The sequence below is a fragment of the Streptomyces sp. NPDC088910 genome, assembly GCF_044749865.1.
Lineage (GTDB): Bacteria > Actinomycetota > Actinomycetes > Streptomycetales > Streptomycetaceae > Actinacidiphila.
Map to the genome: position 1 here is coordinate 1 of NZ_JBIVIV010000012.1, position 17,824 is coordinate 17,824.

Below are 17,824 nucleotides of genomic sequence, written 5' to 3' on the forward strand. Positions count from 1 at the left end.
GTTACATTCCGAACCCGGAAGCTAAGCCTTTCAGCGCCGATGGTACTGCAGGGGGGACCCTGTGGGAGAGTAGGACACCGCCGAACAATCTTTATCAATGCCTTGGCCCCCGAGCTTCGACTCGGGGGCCAAGGCATTTTTGTTTTCCGTTACCCTCTGTTCACGTCGCTCCGAGACTCTGGGCCTCCCGATAGGCGGAGGTGTGGAGACGTGCAGCAGATGACGACTGCCGGACGACGGCACAGGATCGCTTCGGACGCGACGGCCGCCGCGCTGCGCACGTCGCTCGAGGAGCTGGGTATCGGGACAGGGGACGAGGTCATCGTCCCGTCGTTCGGTCCGGGCGCGCCGGCCGACGCCGTCCGACTCGCGGGCGCCACACCGGTGTTCGCGGACATCGACCCCCGGACGTTCTGCCTGGCCCCCGAGGCCGTCGCCGCGGGCGTCACGGCGCGGACGGCCGCGATCGTACCCGTCCACGTATTCGGGCACCCCGCGCCGATGGCGCGGCTCGACGACCTGGCGTCGCGCCGTGGTCTGGCGCTCGTGGAGCAGGGCACCGAGGGCGGTGTCGAGGAGGACGCGGGAGTGGTCGCCCGGCGGCGGGCGCACGCGCGGTTCCTGGACTCGGCGCTCAAGGGCGTGGTCGTGCCGTACACCGAGCCGGGGGCGCACCACCTCTACCGGCAGTACGCGGTACGGATTCCCGGCAACGGCCGGCCGGACCGGGACGCCTTCGCCGCGGCCCTGGCGGCACGGGGCGTGCGGGCGACCGTGAGCGTGCCCGTACCGGTGCACCGGATGCCCGCGCACCGGTCGGGGGCCGTGTTGCCGCAGACCGAACTGGTGGCCGCGGACAGCCTGTCGCTGCCGGTCCACCCCGGCATCACCCAGCGGGAGTTGACGCACATCGCGGACGCCTGCAACGCGCTCGGCGGACTGCTGTGAACCGCCGCTGAACGTCCCTTGAGCGTGCTCCGAGCACCCGCGTTCATGGGATAGGATCTTCCCATCGACGCGCCCCAATAGCTCAGTCGGTAGAGCGTCTCCATGGTAAGGAGAAGGTCTACGGTTCGATTCCGTATTGGGGCTCGGCACAGAAGGCCCTCACCGTCAGGTGGGGGCCTTCTTCATGCCGTCGCGCACCAGGACCCGCGCCAAGAACCTCGCGCCGAGGACCGCGCGAAGAATCCCCGCGCGAAGAATCCCCGTGCGAAGAACCCGCGCTACTCGGACTTCTTCGGGACCCGCATCGACAGGATCGCCATGTCGTCGGACGGCGCGTCAGAGGCGAAGCGCTCAACGGCCCGTTGGATACGGGCGGCCACGGCACCCGCGGTCAGGCCCGTACAGGTGGACAGGACGTCGGCGAGGCCGTCGTCGCCGAGCATGCGGGTGCCCTCGCGGCGCTCGGTGACGCCGTCGGTGACGCAGAGCAGGACATCGCCGGGGTCGAGGGAGACGGTCTGCTCGTACAGTTCGAGGTCGTCCATCACGCCGAGCAGCGGCTGCGGTTCGGCGGCGGGTTCGACGGTGCCGTCGGGGCGCAGGCGCAGCGGGAGCGGGTGGCCGGCGCAGACCATGCGCAGGACGGCGCTGCCGTCGTGCTGGGGCCACAACTCGCCGTACAGGAGCGTGAGGAAGCGGCTGCGGGCGCCCTCGTCGAGGATGGCGGCGTTGAGGCGTTCGAGGACGGCGGGGCCGCCGAAGCCCTCGCGGGCCAGCAGGCGCAGCGCGTGCCGGGCGAGGCCGGTGACGGCGGCGGCCTCCGGTCCCGTACCGCAGACGTCGCCGATGGCGAAGCCCCAGCAGCCGTCGCGGATCGGGAAGAGGTCGTAGAAGTCGCCGCCGACCTCGTTGCCCTCGCCCGCGGCGCGGTAGACGACCTCGACCTCGACGCCGGGGATGTGCGGCAGCTCCGGCGGCAGGAGGCTGCGCTGGAGGGCCTGGCTGATCGCGGTGCGCTCGCTGTAGAGGCGGGCGTTGTCCAGAGCGAGGGCCGCTCGGCGGGAGAGGTCTTCGGCGAGTTCGAGGATCTCCTGGCGGAAGCGTTCGTCGGCGGGCTTGCCGAGGGTGAGCATGCCGATGACCCGGTTGCGGGCGACCAGCGGCAGGACGACCGTTTCGCCGCCGACGGCCGCCGCGGTGGCGAGCGCGACACCGGGGGCGCTCGGCGCGCGCCCGCCCTTGCCCGAGGTGGGCGTGGCGGCGTTCGGCGCGGACGAGGAGGGCGCGGAGCGCGCGCCGACCCCGAGGCTGCGCAGAGAGGCCCGCAGGGCGCTGGAGTGGGCCGCGTCGGAGGGCGCGGTCCACATGCGGGCGCCGGGTGTCGGGTCGGGCTCCGGAGGCCGTACCTGGGACAGCAGCGCCTTGATGCCGTCGATGCGGTCCTCGTCCTCGTGCAGGACGAAGGCCAGCTCCGGTTCCGACTGCTCGGCGATCGTGTAGACCGCGCACCAGCTCGCCAGCGTCGGAACCGTCATCTGGGCCATGAGGGCCAGCGTCTGGTCGCGTTCCAGCGTGCCCGCGAGCAGGTCGGACGCCTCGACGAGGAAGGACAGCGAGCCGCGGCGCAGCCGTTCCAGCTCGGTGAGCCGGGCGCTCTCCACGGCGAGCGCGATCCGGTCGGCGGCGAATTGGAGCCGCAGCGCTTCCTGGTTGTTGTAGCGGCCGGGGGCCTCGGCGGCGACGCCCAGCGAGCCGGTCAGGCGGCCCTCGACCTTGAGCGGCACGGTGACCACCGAGCGCATGCCGGTGCCCGACAGCAGCGGTACGGCGCCGGGGACCGCGGTGAGGTCCTCGTGGACGGCCGGCATACGGGCGCTGCCGTAGCGTCCGGTGCCCGCTTCGACGGGGACGCGGGCGAAGCGCTGGCGGGCGGACGGCAGGCCGGTGGAGGCGCGTACTTCCAGCTCGGTCTCGTCGTCGGTGGCGAGCAGCAGGTAGGCGGCGTCGCCGTCGAGCATGTCGCGGGCGCGTTCGACGGTGCGCTGGAGGAGGCTGTCGAGGTCGTCGGGGGCGGGGGAGCCGATGAAGACCTCGAAGGCGTCCGTGGTCTTGCCGCGCTGGCCGAGGCCGGATTCCGCGCTGCCGGAGCCGCGGGACGGCGTCTGGAGCACGGCCCGCTCCTCGGCGCGCACCAGCAGGATGACGGTGGAGGGCTCGCCCTCGCTGTCGCGGACGCGCAGGTGGGAGCCGTACACGGGCAGGACGCGGCCGTCGGCGTCGCGCAGGCCGTAGGTGCCTTCCCAGCGGGAGTGCAGCAGCGCCTCGGCGAGGCCGATGCCGGTGCCGGGGGTCTGCGGCCAGGCGGTGAGGTCGGCGAGCGGTTTGCCGACGACGTCGGCGGCGGGGTGGCCGAAGAGCTCGGCCGCGTCGTCGTTCCAGCGCGTGATCGAGCCCATGCGGTCGACCTGGACGACGGCGACGCGCACGCTCTCGTCGGTGAGCGGGAGGTCGGCGGCGGGCAGGACGGGTCCCGCGGAGCGGGTGCCCGCGGGGCGCTCGGGCAGGTCGAGCTGGAACCAGACGTGCTTGCCCGCGCCGGTGTACTCCACGCCCCAGCGGCTGGCCAGGGCGGCGCACAGCAGCAGGCCGCGCCCGCCCTCGTTGTCGGGGTCACGGAACTGGCGGCCTCTGCCCTGGATGGGGATCTCGCGGTCGGGGTAGTGGTCGGCGACCTCGACGCGTACGGCCGTCTCGTACCGCAGACACTGCACGTCGGCGGCGGTGCCCGCGTGCACGACGGCGTTGGTCACCAGTTCGCTGGTGAGCACCACCGCGTCGTCCACGACGTCGGCGAAGCCCCAGCCGTGCAGGGTGTCGCGTACGAAGGCACGCGCGACGGCGACCGACCGCCCCACCGGTTCGAAGCTGGCCGCAGCGCGCGCCGTGATCACCGGTCTCCTCGTTGCTCGTCCGTGGGCGGGTCCGCTGACCGGTCCCGCCGCCCGTGCCGCCGCCGTCCTGCCCGGTCCTCGTCGGCGGCCCCCTGAGGTGTACGCCTGGCAAGGTGCGGCGCCGCCGACACAAGAGCCAGGTTACTTACCCACGCGGACACCGCGTGCGCCGGTTGCGGGTGTTTCCACCCCGAACGTGCCACGGGTTATAAGCGTTGCCGCCGAACTGTTATGGCCGGGTGGGGCCATGGTGAAACACTGGGCATGCTCTCAAGGCAGCAATCTTGCACTTTTGCAGGTCGGTCGACCCTCCAGGAGGGACACGGTGGAGTCTGGCGCATCGGCGCGGGGCACGAGCACGCGCACGAAGAACGGGCGATCCCGCGCCAGTGGGACCGTAGAGGTCGATTCGGCCGCGCTGGTCAAGCTCCTCGGAGCGCTGGCCGCGATGCGGGACGGGAACTTCCGCAAGCGGCTGACGGTGTCGGGTGACGGCGTGATGGCGGAGATCTCCGCCGTCTTCAACGAGGTCGCGGACCGTAACCAGCACCTTACCGGTGAGCTGGCCCGGGTCCGGCGGGTCGTCGGCCGGGAGGGAAAACTCACAGAGCGGCTGGAGACCGGTGCCTGCGAGGGCGCCTGGGCCGCCGCGATCGAGGCGTCCAACGCGCTGGTGGACGATCTCGTACGGCCGGTGTCGGAGGTCGGGCGGGTGCTGTCGGCGGTGGCCGAGGGCGACCTGGAACAGCGGATGGACCTGCGGTCGCAGAACGCGGACGGGTCGGCGCACCCGCTGCGCGGCGAATTCCTCAAGGTCGGCCGGACGGTCAACGGGCTGGTGGACCAGCTCTCCGCGTTCACCGACGAGGTGACGCGGGTGGCCAGCGAGGTCGGTACCGAGGGCAAGCTGGGCGGCCAGGCGAAGGTCCGGGGCATGGCGGGGTCCTGGAAGGACCTCACGGACTCGGTCAACACCATGGCGTACCGGCTGACCGCCCAGGTGCGGGACATCGCGCTGGTGACGCAGGCGGTCCTGAAGGGCGATCTGTCCCGCAAGGTCACCGTGCACGTGGCCGGCGAGATGCTGGAGCTGAAGAACACCGTCAACACGATGGTGGACCAGCTCTCCTCGTTCTCCTCCGAGGTGACCCGGGTGGCCCGCGAGGTGGGCACCGAGGGCGAGCTGGGCGGCCAGGCCCAGGTGCCGGGCATGGCCGGTGTGTGGAAGGACCTCACGGACTCCGTGAACCTGATGGCCGGGAATCTGACGGCCCAGGTGCGGGACATCGCGCAGGTGACGACGGCGGTCGCCAACGGCGACCTGTCGCAGAAGATCACCATCGGCGCGCGCGGCGAGGTCGCGCAGCTCGCCGAGACGATCAACGCGATGACCGAGACGCTGCGGACGTTCGCCGACGAGGTGACGCGGGTCGCCGGTGAGGTCGGCGCCGAGGGTCTGCTGGGTGGTCAGGCGCAGGTGCCGGGCGCGGCGGGTACGTGGAAGGACCTCACTGACTCGGTGAACACCGCCTTCCGCAACCTGACCGGCCAGGTGCGCGACATCGCCCAGGTGACCACGGCGGTCGCCAACGGCGACCTGTCCCAGAAGGTCACGGTGGACGTCTCCGGCGAGATGCTGGAGCTGAAGAACACCGTCAATACGATGGTCGACCAGCTCTCCGCGTTCGGCGCGGAGGTGACGCGGGTGGCCCGCGAGGTCGGCGTCGAAGGTGTGCTGGGTGGTCAGGCGCAGGTGCCGGGCGCGGCGGGTACGTGGAAGGACCTCACGGACTCCGTGAACACGGCCTTCCGCAACCTGACGGGCCAGGTCCGTAACATCGCGCAGGTCACGACGGCGGTCGCCAATGGCGATCTGACGCAGAAGGTCACGGTGGACGTCTCCGGCGAGATGCTGGAGCTGAAGAACACCGTGAACCGGATGGTCGACCAGCTCGGTTCCTTCGCCGCCCAGGTGACGCGGATGGCGCGTGACGTGGGTACGGAGGGGCGGCTGGGCGGTCAGGCGCGGGTGGACGGTGTGGCCGGCACCTGGAAGGACCTGACGGACTCCGTCAACTTCATGGCCGGCAATCTGACGTCCCAGGTGCGGCAGATCGCGCAGGTCACGACGGCTGTGGCGCGTGGTGACCTGTCGCAGAAGATCGACGTGGACGCGCGCGGGGAGATCCTGGAGCTGAAGAACACCATCAACACGATGGTCGACCAGCTCTCGTCGTTCGCCGAGCAGGTGACCCGCGTGGCCCGTGACGTGGGCACGGAGGGGCGGCTCGGCGGCCAGGCGCAGGTGCCAGGCGTCGCCGGTGTGTGGCGTGACCTGACCGACTCCGTGAACGGCATGGCGGGGAATCTGACGGCCCAGGTCCGCAACATCGCCGAGGTCGCCACCGCTGTGGCGCGCGGTGACCTGTCGCAGAAGATCGACGTGGACGCCCGGGGCGAGATCCTGGAGCTGAAGAACACCCTGAACACGATGGTCGACCAGCTCTCCGCGTTCGGCGCGGAGGTGACCCGGGTGGCCCGCGAGGTGGGCACCGAGGGCATCCTGGGCGGGCAGGCCGAGGTGCAGGGCGTCAGCGGCACCTGGAAGGACCTGACGCAGTCCGTCAACTTCATGGCGAACAACCTGACCAGTCAGGTCCGCAACATCGCCGATGTCACCAACGCGGTGGCGCAGGGCGACCTGTCCCGGAAGATCACCGTCGACGCCAAGGGCGAGATCCTGGCGCTGGTGACGACGGTGAACCAGATGGTGGACACGCTGTCCGCGTTCGGTGACGAGGTCACGCGCGTGGCCCGCGAGGTCGGTACGGAGGGCCAGCTCGGCGGCCAGGCGCGGGTCCGTGACGCGTCGGGCATCTGGAAGGACCTCACCGACAACGTCAACCTGATGGCCAACAACCTGACCAGCCAGGTGCGTTCGATCTCGTCGGTCGCCACGGCCGTGGCCAACGGCGACCTGACGAAGAAGATCACCGTCGAGGCGCGCGGCGAGGTCGCGCAGCTCGCCGAGACCATCAACACGATGGTGGACACGCTGTCGGCCTTCGGTGACGAGGTCACGCGCGTGGCCCGCGAGGTGGGCACCGAGGGCATCCTCGGCGGCCAGGCGCGGGTGCCGGGCGTGGCGGGCACCTGGAAGGACCTCACCGAGTCGGTGAACGGCATGGCGTCCAACCTGACCGGTCAGGTGCGGCAGATCGCGCAGGTGACCACGGCGGTCGCCCGCGGTGATCTGTCCAAGAAGATCGACGTGGACGCGCGCGGCGAGATCCTGGAGCTGAAGACGACCATCAACACGATGGTCGGGCAGCTCTCCGCCTTCGGTGACGAGGTGACCCGCGTCGCTCGCGAGGTGGGCACGGAAGGACGTCTGGGCGGTCAGGCGCGGGTGCCCGACGTCTCGGGCATCTGGAAGGACCTCACCGAGTCCGTGAACCTGATGGCGAACAACCTGACCAGCCAGGTCCGCAACATCGCGCAGGTCGCGACCGCGGTGACCCGCGGCGATCTCAATCTGCGGATCGACGTGGACGCGGCGGGCGAGATCCTGGAACTCCAGGACTACATCAACACGATGATCGTCCGTCTGCGCGAGACCACGCTCGCCAACAAGGAGCAGGACTGGCTCAAGGGCAACCTGGCGCGGATCTCCGGCCTGATGCAGGGCCGCCGCGACCTCGGCGACGTGGCCGCGCTGATCATGAGCGAGCTGACCCCGGTCGTCTCCGCGCAGCACGGCGCCTTCTTCCTCGCCGAGGACACCCAGGAGGTCGGCGAGGAGTACGAGCTGCGGCTGATCGGCGCGTACGGCTTCTCCAAGCGGACGATGTCGTCGGTCTTCCTGCCGGGGGAGGGGCTGATCGGCCAGGCCGCGGTGGAGAAGCGCTCGATCCTGATCGAGAACGTGCCGCCGGGTTATCTGAAGATCACCTCGGGGCTCGGCGAGGCACCTCCGTCGCACGTCATCGTGTTGCCGGTGCTCTTCGAGGGCCGGGTGCTCGGCGTGATCGAACTGGCCGCCTTCCAGCCGTTCACCCAGATCCAGAAGGACTTCCTCAACCAGATCACCGACATCATCGCGATCAGCGTCAACACCATCTCGGTCAACACCAAGACCGAGGGACTGCTCAAGCAGTCCCAGGAGCTGACCGAACAGCTCCAGGAGCGCTCGGCGGAGCTGGAGAACCGGCAGGCCGCCCTGGAGATGTCCAACGGCGAGCTGGAGGAGAAGGCCGAACTGCTGGCCCGGCAGAACCGCGACATCGAGGTGAAGAACACCGAGATCGAAGAGGCCCGCCAGGTGCTGGAGGAGCGCGCGGAACAGCTCGCGGTCTCGATGCGCTACAAGTCGGAATTCCTCGCCAACATGTCGCACGAGCTGCGCACCCCGCTCAACTCGCTGCTCATCCTGGCGAAGCTGCTCGCCGACAACGCGGACGGCAACCTCTCGCCCAAGCAGGTCGAATTCGCCGAGACCATCCACGGCGCCGGTTCCGACCTGCTCCAGCTCATCAACGACATCCTGGACCTGTCCAAGGTCGAGGCCGGCAAGATGGACGTCTCGCCGACCCGTATCGCCCTGGTGCAGCTCGTGGACTACGTGGAGGCCACCTTCCGGCCGCTGACCGCGGAGAAGGGCCTGGACTTCTCCGTCCGGGTCTCGCCCGAACTGCCGGTCACCCTGCACACCGACGAGCAGCGGCTGCTCCAGGTGCTGCGCAATCTGCTGTCGAACGCGGTGAAGTTCACCGACAGCGGCTCGGTGGAGCTGGTGATCAGGCCCGCGGGCACCGAGGTGCCGCAGTCGATCAAGGAGCAGTTGCTGGAAGCGGGCACGATGCGCGAGCCCGACCAGCCGCTGATCGCCTTCTCCGTGACCGATACGGGCATCGGCATCGCGGCCAGCAAGATGCGGGTGATCTTCGAGGCGTTCAAGCAGGCCGACGGCACCACCAGCCGGAAGTACGGCGGTACGGGCCTCGGTCTGTCGATCAGCCGCGAGATCGCCCGGCTGCTCGGCGGCGAGATCCACGCCGACAGCCAGCCGGGACGCGGCTCGACCTTCACGCTGTATCTGCCGCTGTCCCTGGGCGACTTCCCGCAGGCGCTGCCGCAACTGCCCGCGGGCGGCCACGGCGGCGACTTCGAGCAGGGCTCGGCCGGCGACCGGGCGCGCCCGGGCAGCAGCCTGGCCCGGCTGCGCCGCCGTTCCGCGCAGCCCCCGCAACTGCCCGAGGGCGGCGGCCAGTCCAACGGCTCTGCGCCCTCGAACGGGTCGGGTCCGCGCGGCGGGTCCGCGAACGGCTCGGCCAACGGCTCCGCGCAGTCGCGGGGTCCGGGCGGAGCGGGCACCGAGGACACCTGGTCCGACGAGGGGCACCCCGACGCGTACACCGGCTTCTCCGGCGGCTTCAGCGGCGAGAAGGTGCTGATCGTGGACGACGACATCCGCAATGTCTTCGCCCTCACCAGCGTCCTCGAACAGCACGGCCTGACCGTGCTGTACGCCGAGAACGGCCGCGAGGGCATCGAGGTCCTGGAGCAGCACGACGACATCGCCGTGGTGCTGATGGACATCATGATGCCGGAGATGGACGGCTACGCGACGACCACGGCGATCCGCAAGATGCCGCAGTTCGCCGGGCTGCCGATCATCGCGCTCACCGCGAAGGCGATGAAGGGCGACCGGGAGAAGAGCATCGAGTCCGGGGCGTCGGACTACGTGACCAAGCCGGTCGACACCGACCATCTGCTCACCTTGATGGAGGAGTGGATGCACGCCCGGTGACGGCCGGGCGCGGGCCCGGCGACGCCATGGGCCCGCGCCCGGGATCGTGCGCCCGATGAGGTGTGAGGGCGCCGATTAAGGGGAACCTTCTGGTCTCCGCCTACGTTTGCGGTACGTGTTGAGTGACCTGGCGGTGACAGGGTGTGGCGAACGGCGGGGTGCGGCTACCATGACCGGCACAAGGACGGGCGGCACGACGGAGTCGTCCCCGGGGGCGGCGACCGGTGTAGTGCCGGGGCGAGGAGGGCGGGCCATGGTGCAGAAGGCCAAGATCCTCCTGGTCGATGACCGGCCGGAGAATCTGCTGGCGCTTGAGGCGATCCTCTCTGCGCTCGATCAGACGCTGGTACGGGCATCGTCCGGGGAGGAAGCGCTGAAAGCGCTGCTCACCGATGATTTCGCGGTGATCCTGCTCGATGTCCAGATGCCGGGCATGGACGGGTTCGAGACCGCGGCGCACATCAAACGGCGGGAGCGGACCCGGGACATCCCGATCATCTTCCTCACCGCCATCAACCACGGCCCGCACCACACCTTCCGGGGGTACGCGGCGGGCGCGGTCGACTACATCTCCAAGCCGTTCGACCCGTGGGTGCTGCGCGCCAAGGTGTCAGTCTTCGTCGACCTCTACACCAAGAACTGCCAGCTCCGGGAGCAGGCGGCACTGCTGCGGCTCCAGTTGGAACAGGGCGTGCCGTCCGCCGCGGGCACCAACGGCAGGGGACGCGGCGCGGGCGAACCCGCGGGGCTGCTCGCCGAACTGTCCGCGCGGCTGGCCGCCGTCGAGGAGCAGGCCGAGGCGCTCACCAAGCAGCTCGACGAGTCCGCGGACGCCGCGGCCGTCGCCACCGCCGCCCACCTGGAGCGCAAGCTGACCGGCCTGCGCCGCGCCCTGGACGCGCTCGAACCGGGCACCGGCAACGGCGTCGTCAAGCTGCCGAATCAGGAGTGAGCCGTACGGGGAAGGCCGCGCGCCGCTTTTGACGTCGCGTCAGTCCCCGGCCCCGGCCGGACGACACGAACGGGCGTACTCTCAGGCACGCGTGTCACCCGATCACAAGGGCGGTAACCTCGGCACCATGGCCTCACGTACGTCCGGCACCGCCAAAAAAGCCCCGGCGAAGCCTGCGGCCAAGAAGACCGCGGCGAAGAAGCCCGCCGCCGCGAAGAGCGCCGCGGGGAGACCGCCCGCCAAGAAGGCTGCGGCGGCCAGACCCGCGCCCCGGCCCGCACCGTCGCCGACCAGCGGGCTCTTCCGCATGGCGCGCGCCGTGTGGCTCGGCCTGGCGCACACCGTGGGCGCCGTCTTCCGCGGCATAGGGCGCGGCGCGCGCGGCCTGGACCCCGCGCACCGCAAGGACGGCCTGGCGCTGCTCCTGCTCGGCCTGACCCTGGTGGTCGCCGCGGGCACCTGGTCCAACCTCCAGGGCCCGGTCGGCAACCTCGTCGAGATCCTGATCACCGGCGCCTTCGGCCGCCTCGACCTGCTCGTGCCGTTCCTGCTCGGCGCGGTCGCCGTACGCCTGATGCGCCACCCGGAACAGCCGGAGGCCAACGGCCGGATCGTGATCGGCCTGTCCGCCCTCGTCATCGGCGCGCTCGGCCTGGTCCACCTGGCCTGCGGCGCCCCCGGCCGCGGCGAGGGCGCGACCGCGATGCGCGACGCGGGCGGCCTGCTCGGCTGGGCCGCCGCCTCCCCGCTCGTCTACACCGTCGGCTCGGTGCTCGCCGTCCCGTTGCTCCTGCTCTTCACCGGCTTCGGCCTGCTCGTGGTCACCGCCACCCCGGTGAACGCGATCCCGCAGCGGCTGCGCCAGGCCGCCACCCGCCTCGGCGTGTACGAGGCGCCCGCGGACCCCGAGGCGGTCCCGCTGGAGGACTTCTTCGAGGACGAGGACGACCCCCGCACCGCCGACACCACCGACGAGTCGCCCGTACGGCGGCTGCCGATCCGCTTCGGCAAATCGGCCGCGGAGCCCTACGACGTCGACAGCGACACCGACCCCGACGAGCGCTCCGCCGTCGCGTCCGCGGCCGGGGGCGACCCGGGCGCCGACGAGCCCAAGCCGCGCCGCCGCCCCAGGCGCCGCTCCGGGGCGCTGCCCGGCGACCGGGACGAGGACGGCAGGGACGCGGTGGACGTGGCCGCCGCTGCCGCCGCCGCGCTGGACGGCGCGGTGCTGCACGGTGTGCAGCCCTCCCCGCTGGTCGCCGACCTCACCAGCCGGATCAGGAAGCCGGTGCCGGCCGCGCGCGCCGAGGACACCCCGGAGGATGCGAGCGCTGCCCCCGCGGAGTCCGGCGGCGTCCCCGACCTCACCAAGAAGTCGCCCGAGACCACGGGACCGCCGCTGCCGCCCCGCGCGGAACAGCTCCAGCTCTCCGGCGACATCACCTACGCGCTGCCCTCCCTGGACCTGCTGGAGCGCGGCGGCCCCGGCCGTACCCGCAGCGCCGCCAACGACGCGGTGGTCGCGGCGCTCGGCCAGGTCTTCAAGGAGTTCAAGGTCGACGCGGTCGTCACCGGCTTCACCCGCGGCCCGACGGTCACCCGCTACGAGGTGGAGCTGGGCCCCGCGGTCAAGGTCGAGCGGATCACCGCGCTCGCCAAGAACATCGCCTACTCGGTCGCCAGCCCCGACATCCGGATCATCAGCCCGATCCCCGGCAAGTCCGCGGTCGGCATCGAGATCCCCAACAGCGACCGCGAGATGGTCAACCTCGGCGACGTGCTGCGCTCCGCGGAGGCCGCGGGCGAGGACCACCCGATGACCGTCGCGCTCGGCAAGGACGTCGAGGGCGGCTACGTGATGGCCAACCTCGCCAAGATGCCGCACGTCCTGGTCGCGGGCGCCACCGGCTCCGGCAAGTCCTCCTGCATCAACTGCCTGATCACCTCGGTGATGGCCCGCGCCACCCCCGACGAGGTCCGGATGGTGCTGGTCGACCCCAAGCGCGTCGAGCTGACCGCGTACGAGGGCATCCCGCACCTGATCACCCCGATCATCACCAACCCCAAGCGGGCCGCGGAAGCCCTCCAGTGGGTGGTGCGCGAGATGGACCTGCGCTACGACGACCTCGCCGCGTACGGCTTCCGGCACATCGACGACTTCAACGCCGCCGTGCGCTCGGGCAAGGCCAAGACGCCCGAGGGCAGCGAGCGCGAGCTGACGCCGTATCCGTATCTGCTGGTGATCGTGGACGAGCTGGCCGACCTCATGATGGTCGCGCCGCGTGACGTGGAGGACTCCATCGTCCGCATCACGCAGCTCGCGCGGGCCGCGGGCATCCACCTGGTGCTGGCCACCCAGCGGCCCAGCGTCGATGTCGTGACCGGTCTGATCAAGGCCAATGTGCCCTCCCGGCTCGCCTTCGCGACGTCCTCGCTCGCCGACAGCCGCGTCATCCTGGACCAGCCCGGCGCCGAGAAGCTGATCGGCAAGGGCGACGGGCTCTTCCTGCCGATGGGCGCGAACAAGCCGATTCGTATGCAGGGCGCCTTCGTCACCGAGGACGAGGTCGCCAAGGTCGTCGACCACTGCAAGGCGCAGCTCACGCCCAGCTACCGCTCCGACGTCACGGTCGGCAGCGGCCCGAAGAAGGAGATCGACGAGGAGATCGGCGACGACCTGGACCTGCTGTGCCAGGCCGCTGAGCTGGTGGTTTCCACCCAGTTCGGCTCCACGTCGATGCTCCAGCGCAAGCTGCGGGTCGGTTTCGCCAAGGCGGGCAGGCTGATGGACCTGATGGAGTCGCGCGGCATCGTCGGCCCCAGCGAGGGCTCCAAGGCGCGCGACGTGATGGTGAAGGCCGACGAGCTGGACGACGTCCTCGCCGAGATCCGCGGCGGAGGAGCGTAGGAGCGGCCGGTCCGGAGCCGGGCGTCGGCAGGTCGAGCGCGCGGGAACGGCCGGTCCTGTACGTACCGGGGGCCCGGACGGCCCACGGAAATGCGTAAGTCACGGGACTCGGGGAATGTGTTGGGGCAACCGTTTCTCCTGTTCGTACGTCAAGTTGATACAGGGGGGCTCGTATCGATGCACACGGGTGAACCTGTCGGCTTCCGACGACGATCCTGACCGCGATCCCGATGGCAACCCCGACCGCGATCCCGATGGCAATCCTGATGGCGGACAAAAAGTGATCGTCCGGTTGCCGCCGCGTTTCGTACCCCCCCTAGACTGAACTTCCAGCAGGTGGCTGCACCCTCGAAAGGCGCCCTCGTGTCCGTCGGCAACTCGCCCTCCGAAGACCGGCCTTCGGTCGGTCACGCCCTCGCCCAGGCCCGTATCGCGGCGGGGCTCTCCATCGACGAGGTCAGCACCAGCACGCGGGTGCGCGTCCCGATCGTGCAGTCGATCGAACAGGACGACTTCTCGCGGTGCGGCGGCGACGTCTACGCCCGCGGGCATATCCGGACCCTGGCGCGCGCCGTCGGCGTCGACCCCGAACCGCTGGTCGAGCAGTACGTCGCCGAGCACATCGGCGAGGAGGCGCCCGCTCCCGTCGCGCCGCTCTACGAGGCGCAGAAGATCCGTTCGGAGCCGCGCCGGGCGAACTGGACGGCGGCCATGGTCGCGGCGATCGTCGCCGTGGTGGGCTTCGTCGGCTTCACGGTCTTCACCGGCGGCAGCGGCGGCGACAAGACCGCGGCGAACTCCCCGAGCCCGTCCGCGACCACCAGCGCGCCCGCCGTCACCCAGTCGCCGCAGAGCAACGGCGCCGATCCGAAGACGGACCCGACCGACAGCGCCATCGCCGCCGCCCCGCCCGGCAAGGTCACCGTCAAGATCAGCGCCGAGAGCGGCACGAGCTGGGTCCAGGCCAGTGACGGCAACGGCAAGCAGCTCTTCCAGAAGTCGCTGAAGAAGGGCGAGTCCCAGACCTTCACCGACGACAAGAAGATCAAGCTCGTCGTCGGCAACGCGGGCGCCGTCAAGCTCTTCGTCAACGGCAAGGACCTCGGCGCCGCGGGCACCGACGGTCAGGTGGTGCGTCTCACCTACACGCCGGGTGACCCCACGCAGGGCTGAATTGTGCTTCCCCGCCGTCCCGGCACCACCGCGAGCACCGGTGGCGCGGGGGCGGCGGCGACATGGCCGGGTACGCTGAGCCTATGCCCGAACCCCGTACCGTCGCTCTTGTCACGCTCGGCTGCGCCCGCAATGAGGTGGACTCCGAGGAACTCGCCGGCCGGCTGGCGGCGGACGGATGGCAGTTGGTCGACGACGCCTCCGAGGCCGATGTGGCGGTCGTGAACACCTGCGGCTTCGTCGAGGCGGCCAAGAAGGACTCGGTGGACGCGCTGCTGGAGGCCAACGACCTCAAGGGGCAGGCGCGCACCCAGGCCGTCGTCGCGGTCGGCTGCATGGCCGAGCGGTACGGCAAGGAACTGGCCGAGGCGCTGCCCGAGGCGGACGGCGTACTCGGCTTCGACGACTACGCGGACATCTCCGACCGGCTGCGGACGATCCTGGCCGGCGGCGTCCACGCGTCGCACACCCCGCGCGACCGGCGCAAGCTGCTGCCGATCAGCCCGGCCGAGCGGCAGGCGGCGAGTGTGGCGCTGCCGGGGCACGCGCAGGGGCACGGGACGTCGGGCGAGGAGCCGGTCGAGGCCGCCGTGAGCGCTCTTGAGACTTCCGAGGATTTCGCGGCCCAGGCGCCCGCCGATCTGCCCGAGGGCGTCGCGCCCGCCTCCGGCCCGCGCGCGCCGCTGCGCCGCCGCCTGGACTCGGGACCCGTCGCCTCCGTGAAGCTCGCCTCCGGCTGCGACCGCCGCTGCACCTTCTGCGCGATCCCGTCCTTCCGCGGCTCCTTCATCTCCCGCCGCCCCTCCGACGTCCTCGGCGAGACCCGCTGGCTGGCCGGAGAGGGCGTCAAGGAGGTGATGCTGGTCAGCGAGAACAACACCTCGTACGGCAAGGACCTCGGCGACATCCGCCTGCTGGAGACGCTGCTGCCGGAGCTGGCGGCGGTCGACGGCATCGAGCGGGTCCGGGTCAGCTACCTCCAGCCCGCCGAGATGCGCCCCGGCCTGATCGACGCGCTCACCGGAACTCCGGGCGTCGTCCCGTACTTCGACCTGTCCTTCCAGCACTCCGCGCCCGCCGTGCTGCGCGCCATGCGCCGCTTCGGCGACACCGACCGCTTCCTCGAACTGCTGGACACCATCCGGGCCAAGGCCCCGGAGGCGGGTGTCCGCTCGAACTTCATCGTCGGCTTCCCCGGCGAGACGGAAGCCGATCTGGCCGAGCTGGAACGGTTCCTGGGCTCCGCGCGGCTGGACGCCATCGGCGTGTTCGGCTACTCGGACGAGGACGGTACGGAGGCGGCGACCTTCGGCGACAAGCTCGACGAGGACGTGGTCGCCGCCAGGCTCGCGCGGGTCTCGCGGCTGGCCGAGGAGCTGACCGCGCAGCGCGCGGAGGAGCGGCTGGGCGCGACCGTACGGGTGCTGGTCGAGGCGGTGGACGAGGAGACCGGCGAGGTGACCGGCCGGGCCGACCATCAGGCGCCGGAGACCGACGGGCAGGTCGTGCTGGCGGTGCCCGACGGCGCTCCCGCCCCGCTGCCGGGGACCTTCGTCATGGCGAAGGTGACGGCGACCGAGGGCGTGGACCTGATCGCGGAGCCGCTGGACGCCCCGGCGGTTCCGGCGAGCCGTGCGGTTCCCGAGATTCCGGCGGTTCCTGAGATTCCTGAGATTCCTGAGGATACGACCGGGACGGCGAGTGCCGCGGGGGGCGTGACCGACGCCCCGCGCGGCCTGCAGGAGGTGGGCAGATGACCGGAGCCCCCGCGCCCGCCGCCCCGGCCTCCTCGACCCCCGACCACCTCGGGGACCCGGTGCTGCCCAAGGCCGACCTGTGGAACATCGCGAACATGCTCACGATGGCCCGGCTGGTCCTGGTCCCCGGCTTCGTGCTGCTGCTCGTGCACGGCGACGGGCACGACCCGGCCTGGCGCTCCTTCGCCTGGGCCGCCTTCGCCGTCGCGATGATCACCGACCTCTTCGACGGCGAGCTGGCCCGCCGCTACGGCCTGGTCACCGACTTCGGCAAGATCGCCGACCCCATCGCCGACAAGGCGATCATGGGCGCGGCGCTCGTCGGCCTGTCCGCCCTCGGCGACCTGCCCTGGTGGGTCACCGTCGTCATCCTCTTCCGCGAGCTGGGCATCACCGCCATGCGGTTCTGGGTGATCAGGCACGGCGTGATCCCCGCCAGCCGGGGCGGCAAGCTCAAGACGCTCACACAGGGCATCGCCGTCGGCATGTACGTCCTGATCCTGACCGGCCCGCTGGCCACCGTACGGGCCTGGATGATGGGCGCCGCGGTCGTCCTGACCGTCGCCACCGGCTTCGACTACGTACGGCAGGCGGTCGTCCTGCGCCGCGCGGGACTGGCGGCGGAGCGCGCCGCGGTCGCGGCGGCCTCCGAGGCGGTCGCGGAAGCGGCCGCCGCTCCGGCCCAAGCTCCGGCGGGCGCCACCGCGGCGGATTCCGTGGCCGGCGTCGAGCTGGAGGCCGAGGCCGGGGCCGAGCGACCGCAGGGCGTATGACCGCCGCTGGGCGGGCGGACGCGGCGGAGGTACTGCGGCTGCTGGACGAGCGCGGCCGGACGCTGGCCGTCGCGGAGTCCCTGACCGGCGGTCTGGTGGCCGCGGAGCTGACCGGGGTGCCCGGCGCCTCCCGGACCTTCCGCGGCTCGGTGACGGCGTACGCGACCGCCCTCAAGCACGAGCTGCTCGGCGTGGACGCGGCCCTGCTGGCCGCGCGCGGCGCCGTGGACGCCCAGGTGGCCCGCGAGATGGCCGGGGGCGTACGGGACCGGCTCGGCGCCGACTGGGGCGCCGCGACGACCGGGGTGGCGGGACCGGACCCGCAGGACGGGCAGCCGGTGGGCACGGTGTTCGTGGCCGTCGCGGGTCCCGGCGGTGCGGTGGGCGCCGCGCTCAGGCTGTCGGGCGACCGTACGGAGATCCGGCGGGCGACCGTGGCCGCCGTATTCGAACTGCTGACCTCGGAGCTGAGGAAGACCCGCCCCGAGAAGAGTCCGGAGGTGAAGGATAGGGAAGAACACGGGGGGAAGGGATGTTTGCAGCCCTGAGTGAA

Annotated in this window: 8 protein-coding genes, 1 tRNA gene, 1 rRNA gene and 1 pseudogene; 10 read left to right on the forward strand and 1 reads right to left on the reverse strand. The window is 71.3% G+C overall.

Features of this window, described 5'->3' with window-relative positions; all coding sequences use genetic code 11:
- The 3 genes from rrf to ACIP4Z_RS25525 form a co-directional block, all read left to right on the forward strand.
- Positions 1-86: ribosomal RNA gene (gene rrf / locus ACIP4Z_RS25515) — 5S ribosomal RNA — on the forward strand; the annotation flags it as partial.
- Positions 87-219: 133 nt separating this feature from the next.
- Complete coding sequence (locus tag ACIP4Z_RS25520; RefSeq protein WP_355338780.1) at positions 220-948, forward strand: DegT/DnrJ/EryC1/StrS family aminotransferase; 729 nt, start codon at positions 220-222, stop codon at positions 946-948.
- 71 nt (positions 949-1,019) lie between these two features.
- Positions 1,020-1,092: transfer RNA gene (locus ACIP4Z_RS25525), tRNA-Thr, on the forward strand.
- 134 nt (positions 1,093-1,226) lie between these two features.
- Here the strand turns inward: ACIP4Z_RS25525 and ACIP4Z_RS25530 are convergent.
- Positions 1,227-3,899 (reverse strand): SpoIIE family protein phosphatase, encoded by a 2,673-nt coding sequence (locus tag ACIP4Z_RS25530; RefSeq protein ID WP_355338115.1) that lies wholly within the window; start codon positions 3,897-3,899, stop codon positions 1,227-1,229.
- 325 nt (positions 3,900-4,224) lie between these two features.
- Here ACIP4Z_RS25530 and ACIP4Z_RS25535 point away from each other — a divergent pair, with 325 nt between their 5' ends.
- The 7 genes and pseudogenes from ACIP4Z_RS25535 (at position 4,225) to ACIP4Z_RS25565 (ending at position 17,819) form a co-directional block, all read left to right on the forward strand.
- Entirely contained in the window at positions 4,225-9,708 is a 5,484-nt protein-coding gene (locus ACIP4Z_RS25535; protein ID WP_355338118.1) for a HAMP domain-containing protein, read from the forward strand.
- Positions 9,709-9,961: 253 nt separating this feature from the next.
- The gene (locus ACIP4Z_RS25540; RefSeq protein ID WP_355338120.1) at positions 9,962-10,660 is read left to right on the forward strand and encodes a response regulator; all 699 of its coding nucleotides are present in this window, start codon (positions 9,962-9,964) and stop codon (positions 10,658-10,660) included.
- Positions 10,661-10,787: 127 nt separating this feature from the next.
- Positions 10,788-13,568, forward strand: a complete 2,781-nt coding sequence (locus ACIP4Z_RS25545) for a DNA translocase FtsK (protein WP_401311811.1) — start codon at positions 10,788-10,790, stop codon at positions 13,566-13,568.
- A gap of 363 nt (positions 13,569-13,931) precedes the next feature.
- Positions 13,932-14,741, forward strand: a complete 810-nt coding sequence (locus ACIP4Z_RS25550; RefSeq protein ID WP_188286150.1) for a RodZ domain-containing protein — start codon at positions 13,932-13,934, stop codon at positions 14,739-14,741.
- An 83-nt stretch (positions 14,742-14,824) separates the two neighbouring features.
- Positions 14,825-16,348, forward strand: a pseudogene (rimO, locus tag ACIP4Z_RS25555) (30S ribosomal protein S12 methylthiotransferase RimO); the annotation flags it as partial.
- A gap of 146 nt (positions 16,349-16,494) precedes the next feature.
- Positions 16,495-17,271 carry a CDP-diacylglycerol--glycerol-3-phosphate 3-phosphatidyltransferase gene (gene pgsA / locus ACIP4Z_RS25560; RefSeq protein WP_401311814.1) on the forward strand — a complete coding sequence of 259 codons (777 nt, stop codon included), beginning with the start codon at positions 16,495-16,497 and terminating at the stop codon, positions 17,269-17,271.
- On the forward strand, positions 17,268-17,819 hold the full coding sequence (locus ACIP4Z_RS25565; protein ID WP_401311817.1) for a CinA family protein: 552 nt from the start codon (positions 17,268-17,270) through the stop codon (positions 17,817-17,819). Before pgsA ends, ACIP4Z_RS25565 begins: the two co-directional genes overlap by 4 nt.
- Positions 17,820-17,824: the final 5 nt, after the last annotated feature.

Bases quoted from the DNA above. Each gene is read 5' to 3' on its own strand.
- ACIP4Z_RS25565 (WP_401311817.1), top strand. From the start codon at position 17,268: ATGACCGCCGCTGGGCGGGCGGACGCGGCGGAGGTACTGCGGCTGCTG.
- ACIP4Z_RS25540 (WP_355338120.1), top strand. From the start codon at position 9,962: ATGGTGCAGAAGGCCAAGATCCTCCTGGTCGATGACCGGCCGGAGAAT.
- ACIP4Z_RS25545 (WP_401311811.1), top strand. From the start codon at position 10,788: ATGGCCTCACGTACGTCCGGCACCGCCAAAAAAGCCCCGGCGAAGCCT.
- pgsA (WP_401311814.1), top strand. From the start codon at position 16,495: ATGACCGGAGCCCCCGCGCCCGCCGCCCCGGCCTCCTCGACCCCCGAC.
- ACIP4Z_RS25520 (WP_355338780.1), top strand. From the start codon at position 220: ATGACGACTGCCGGACGACGGCACAGGATCGCTTCGGACGCGACGGCC.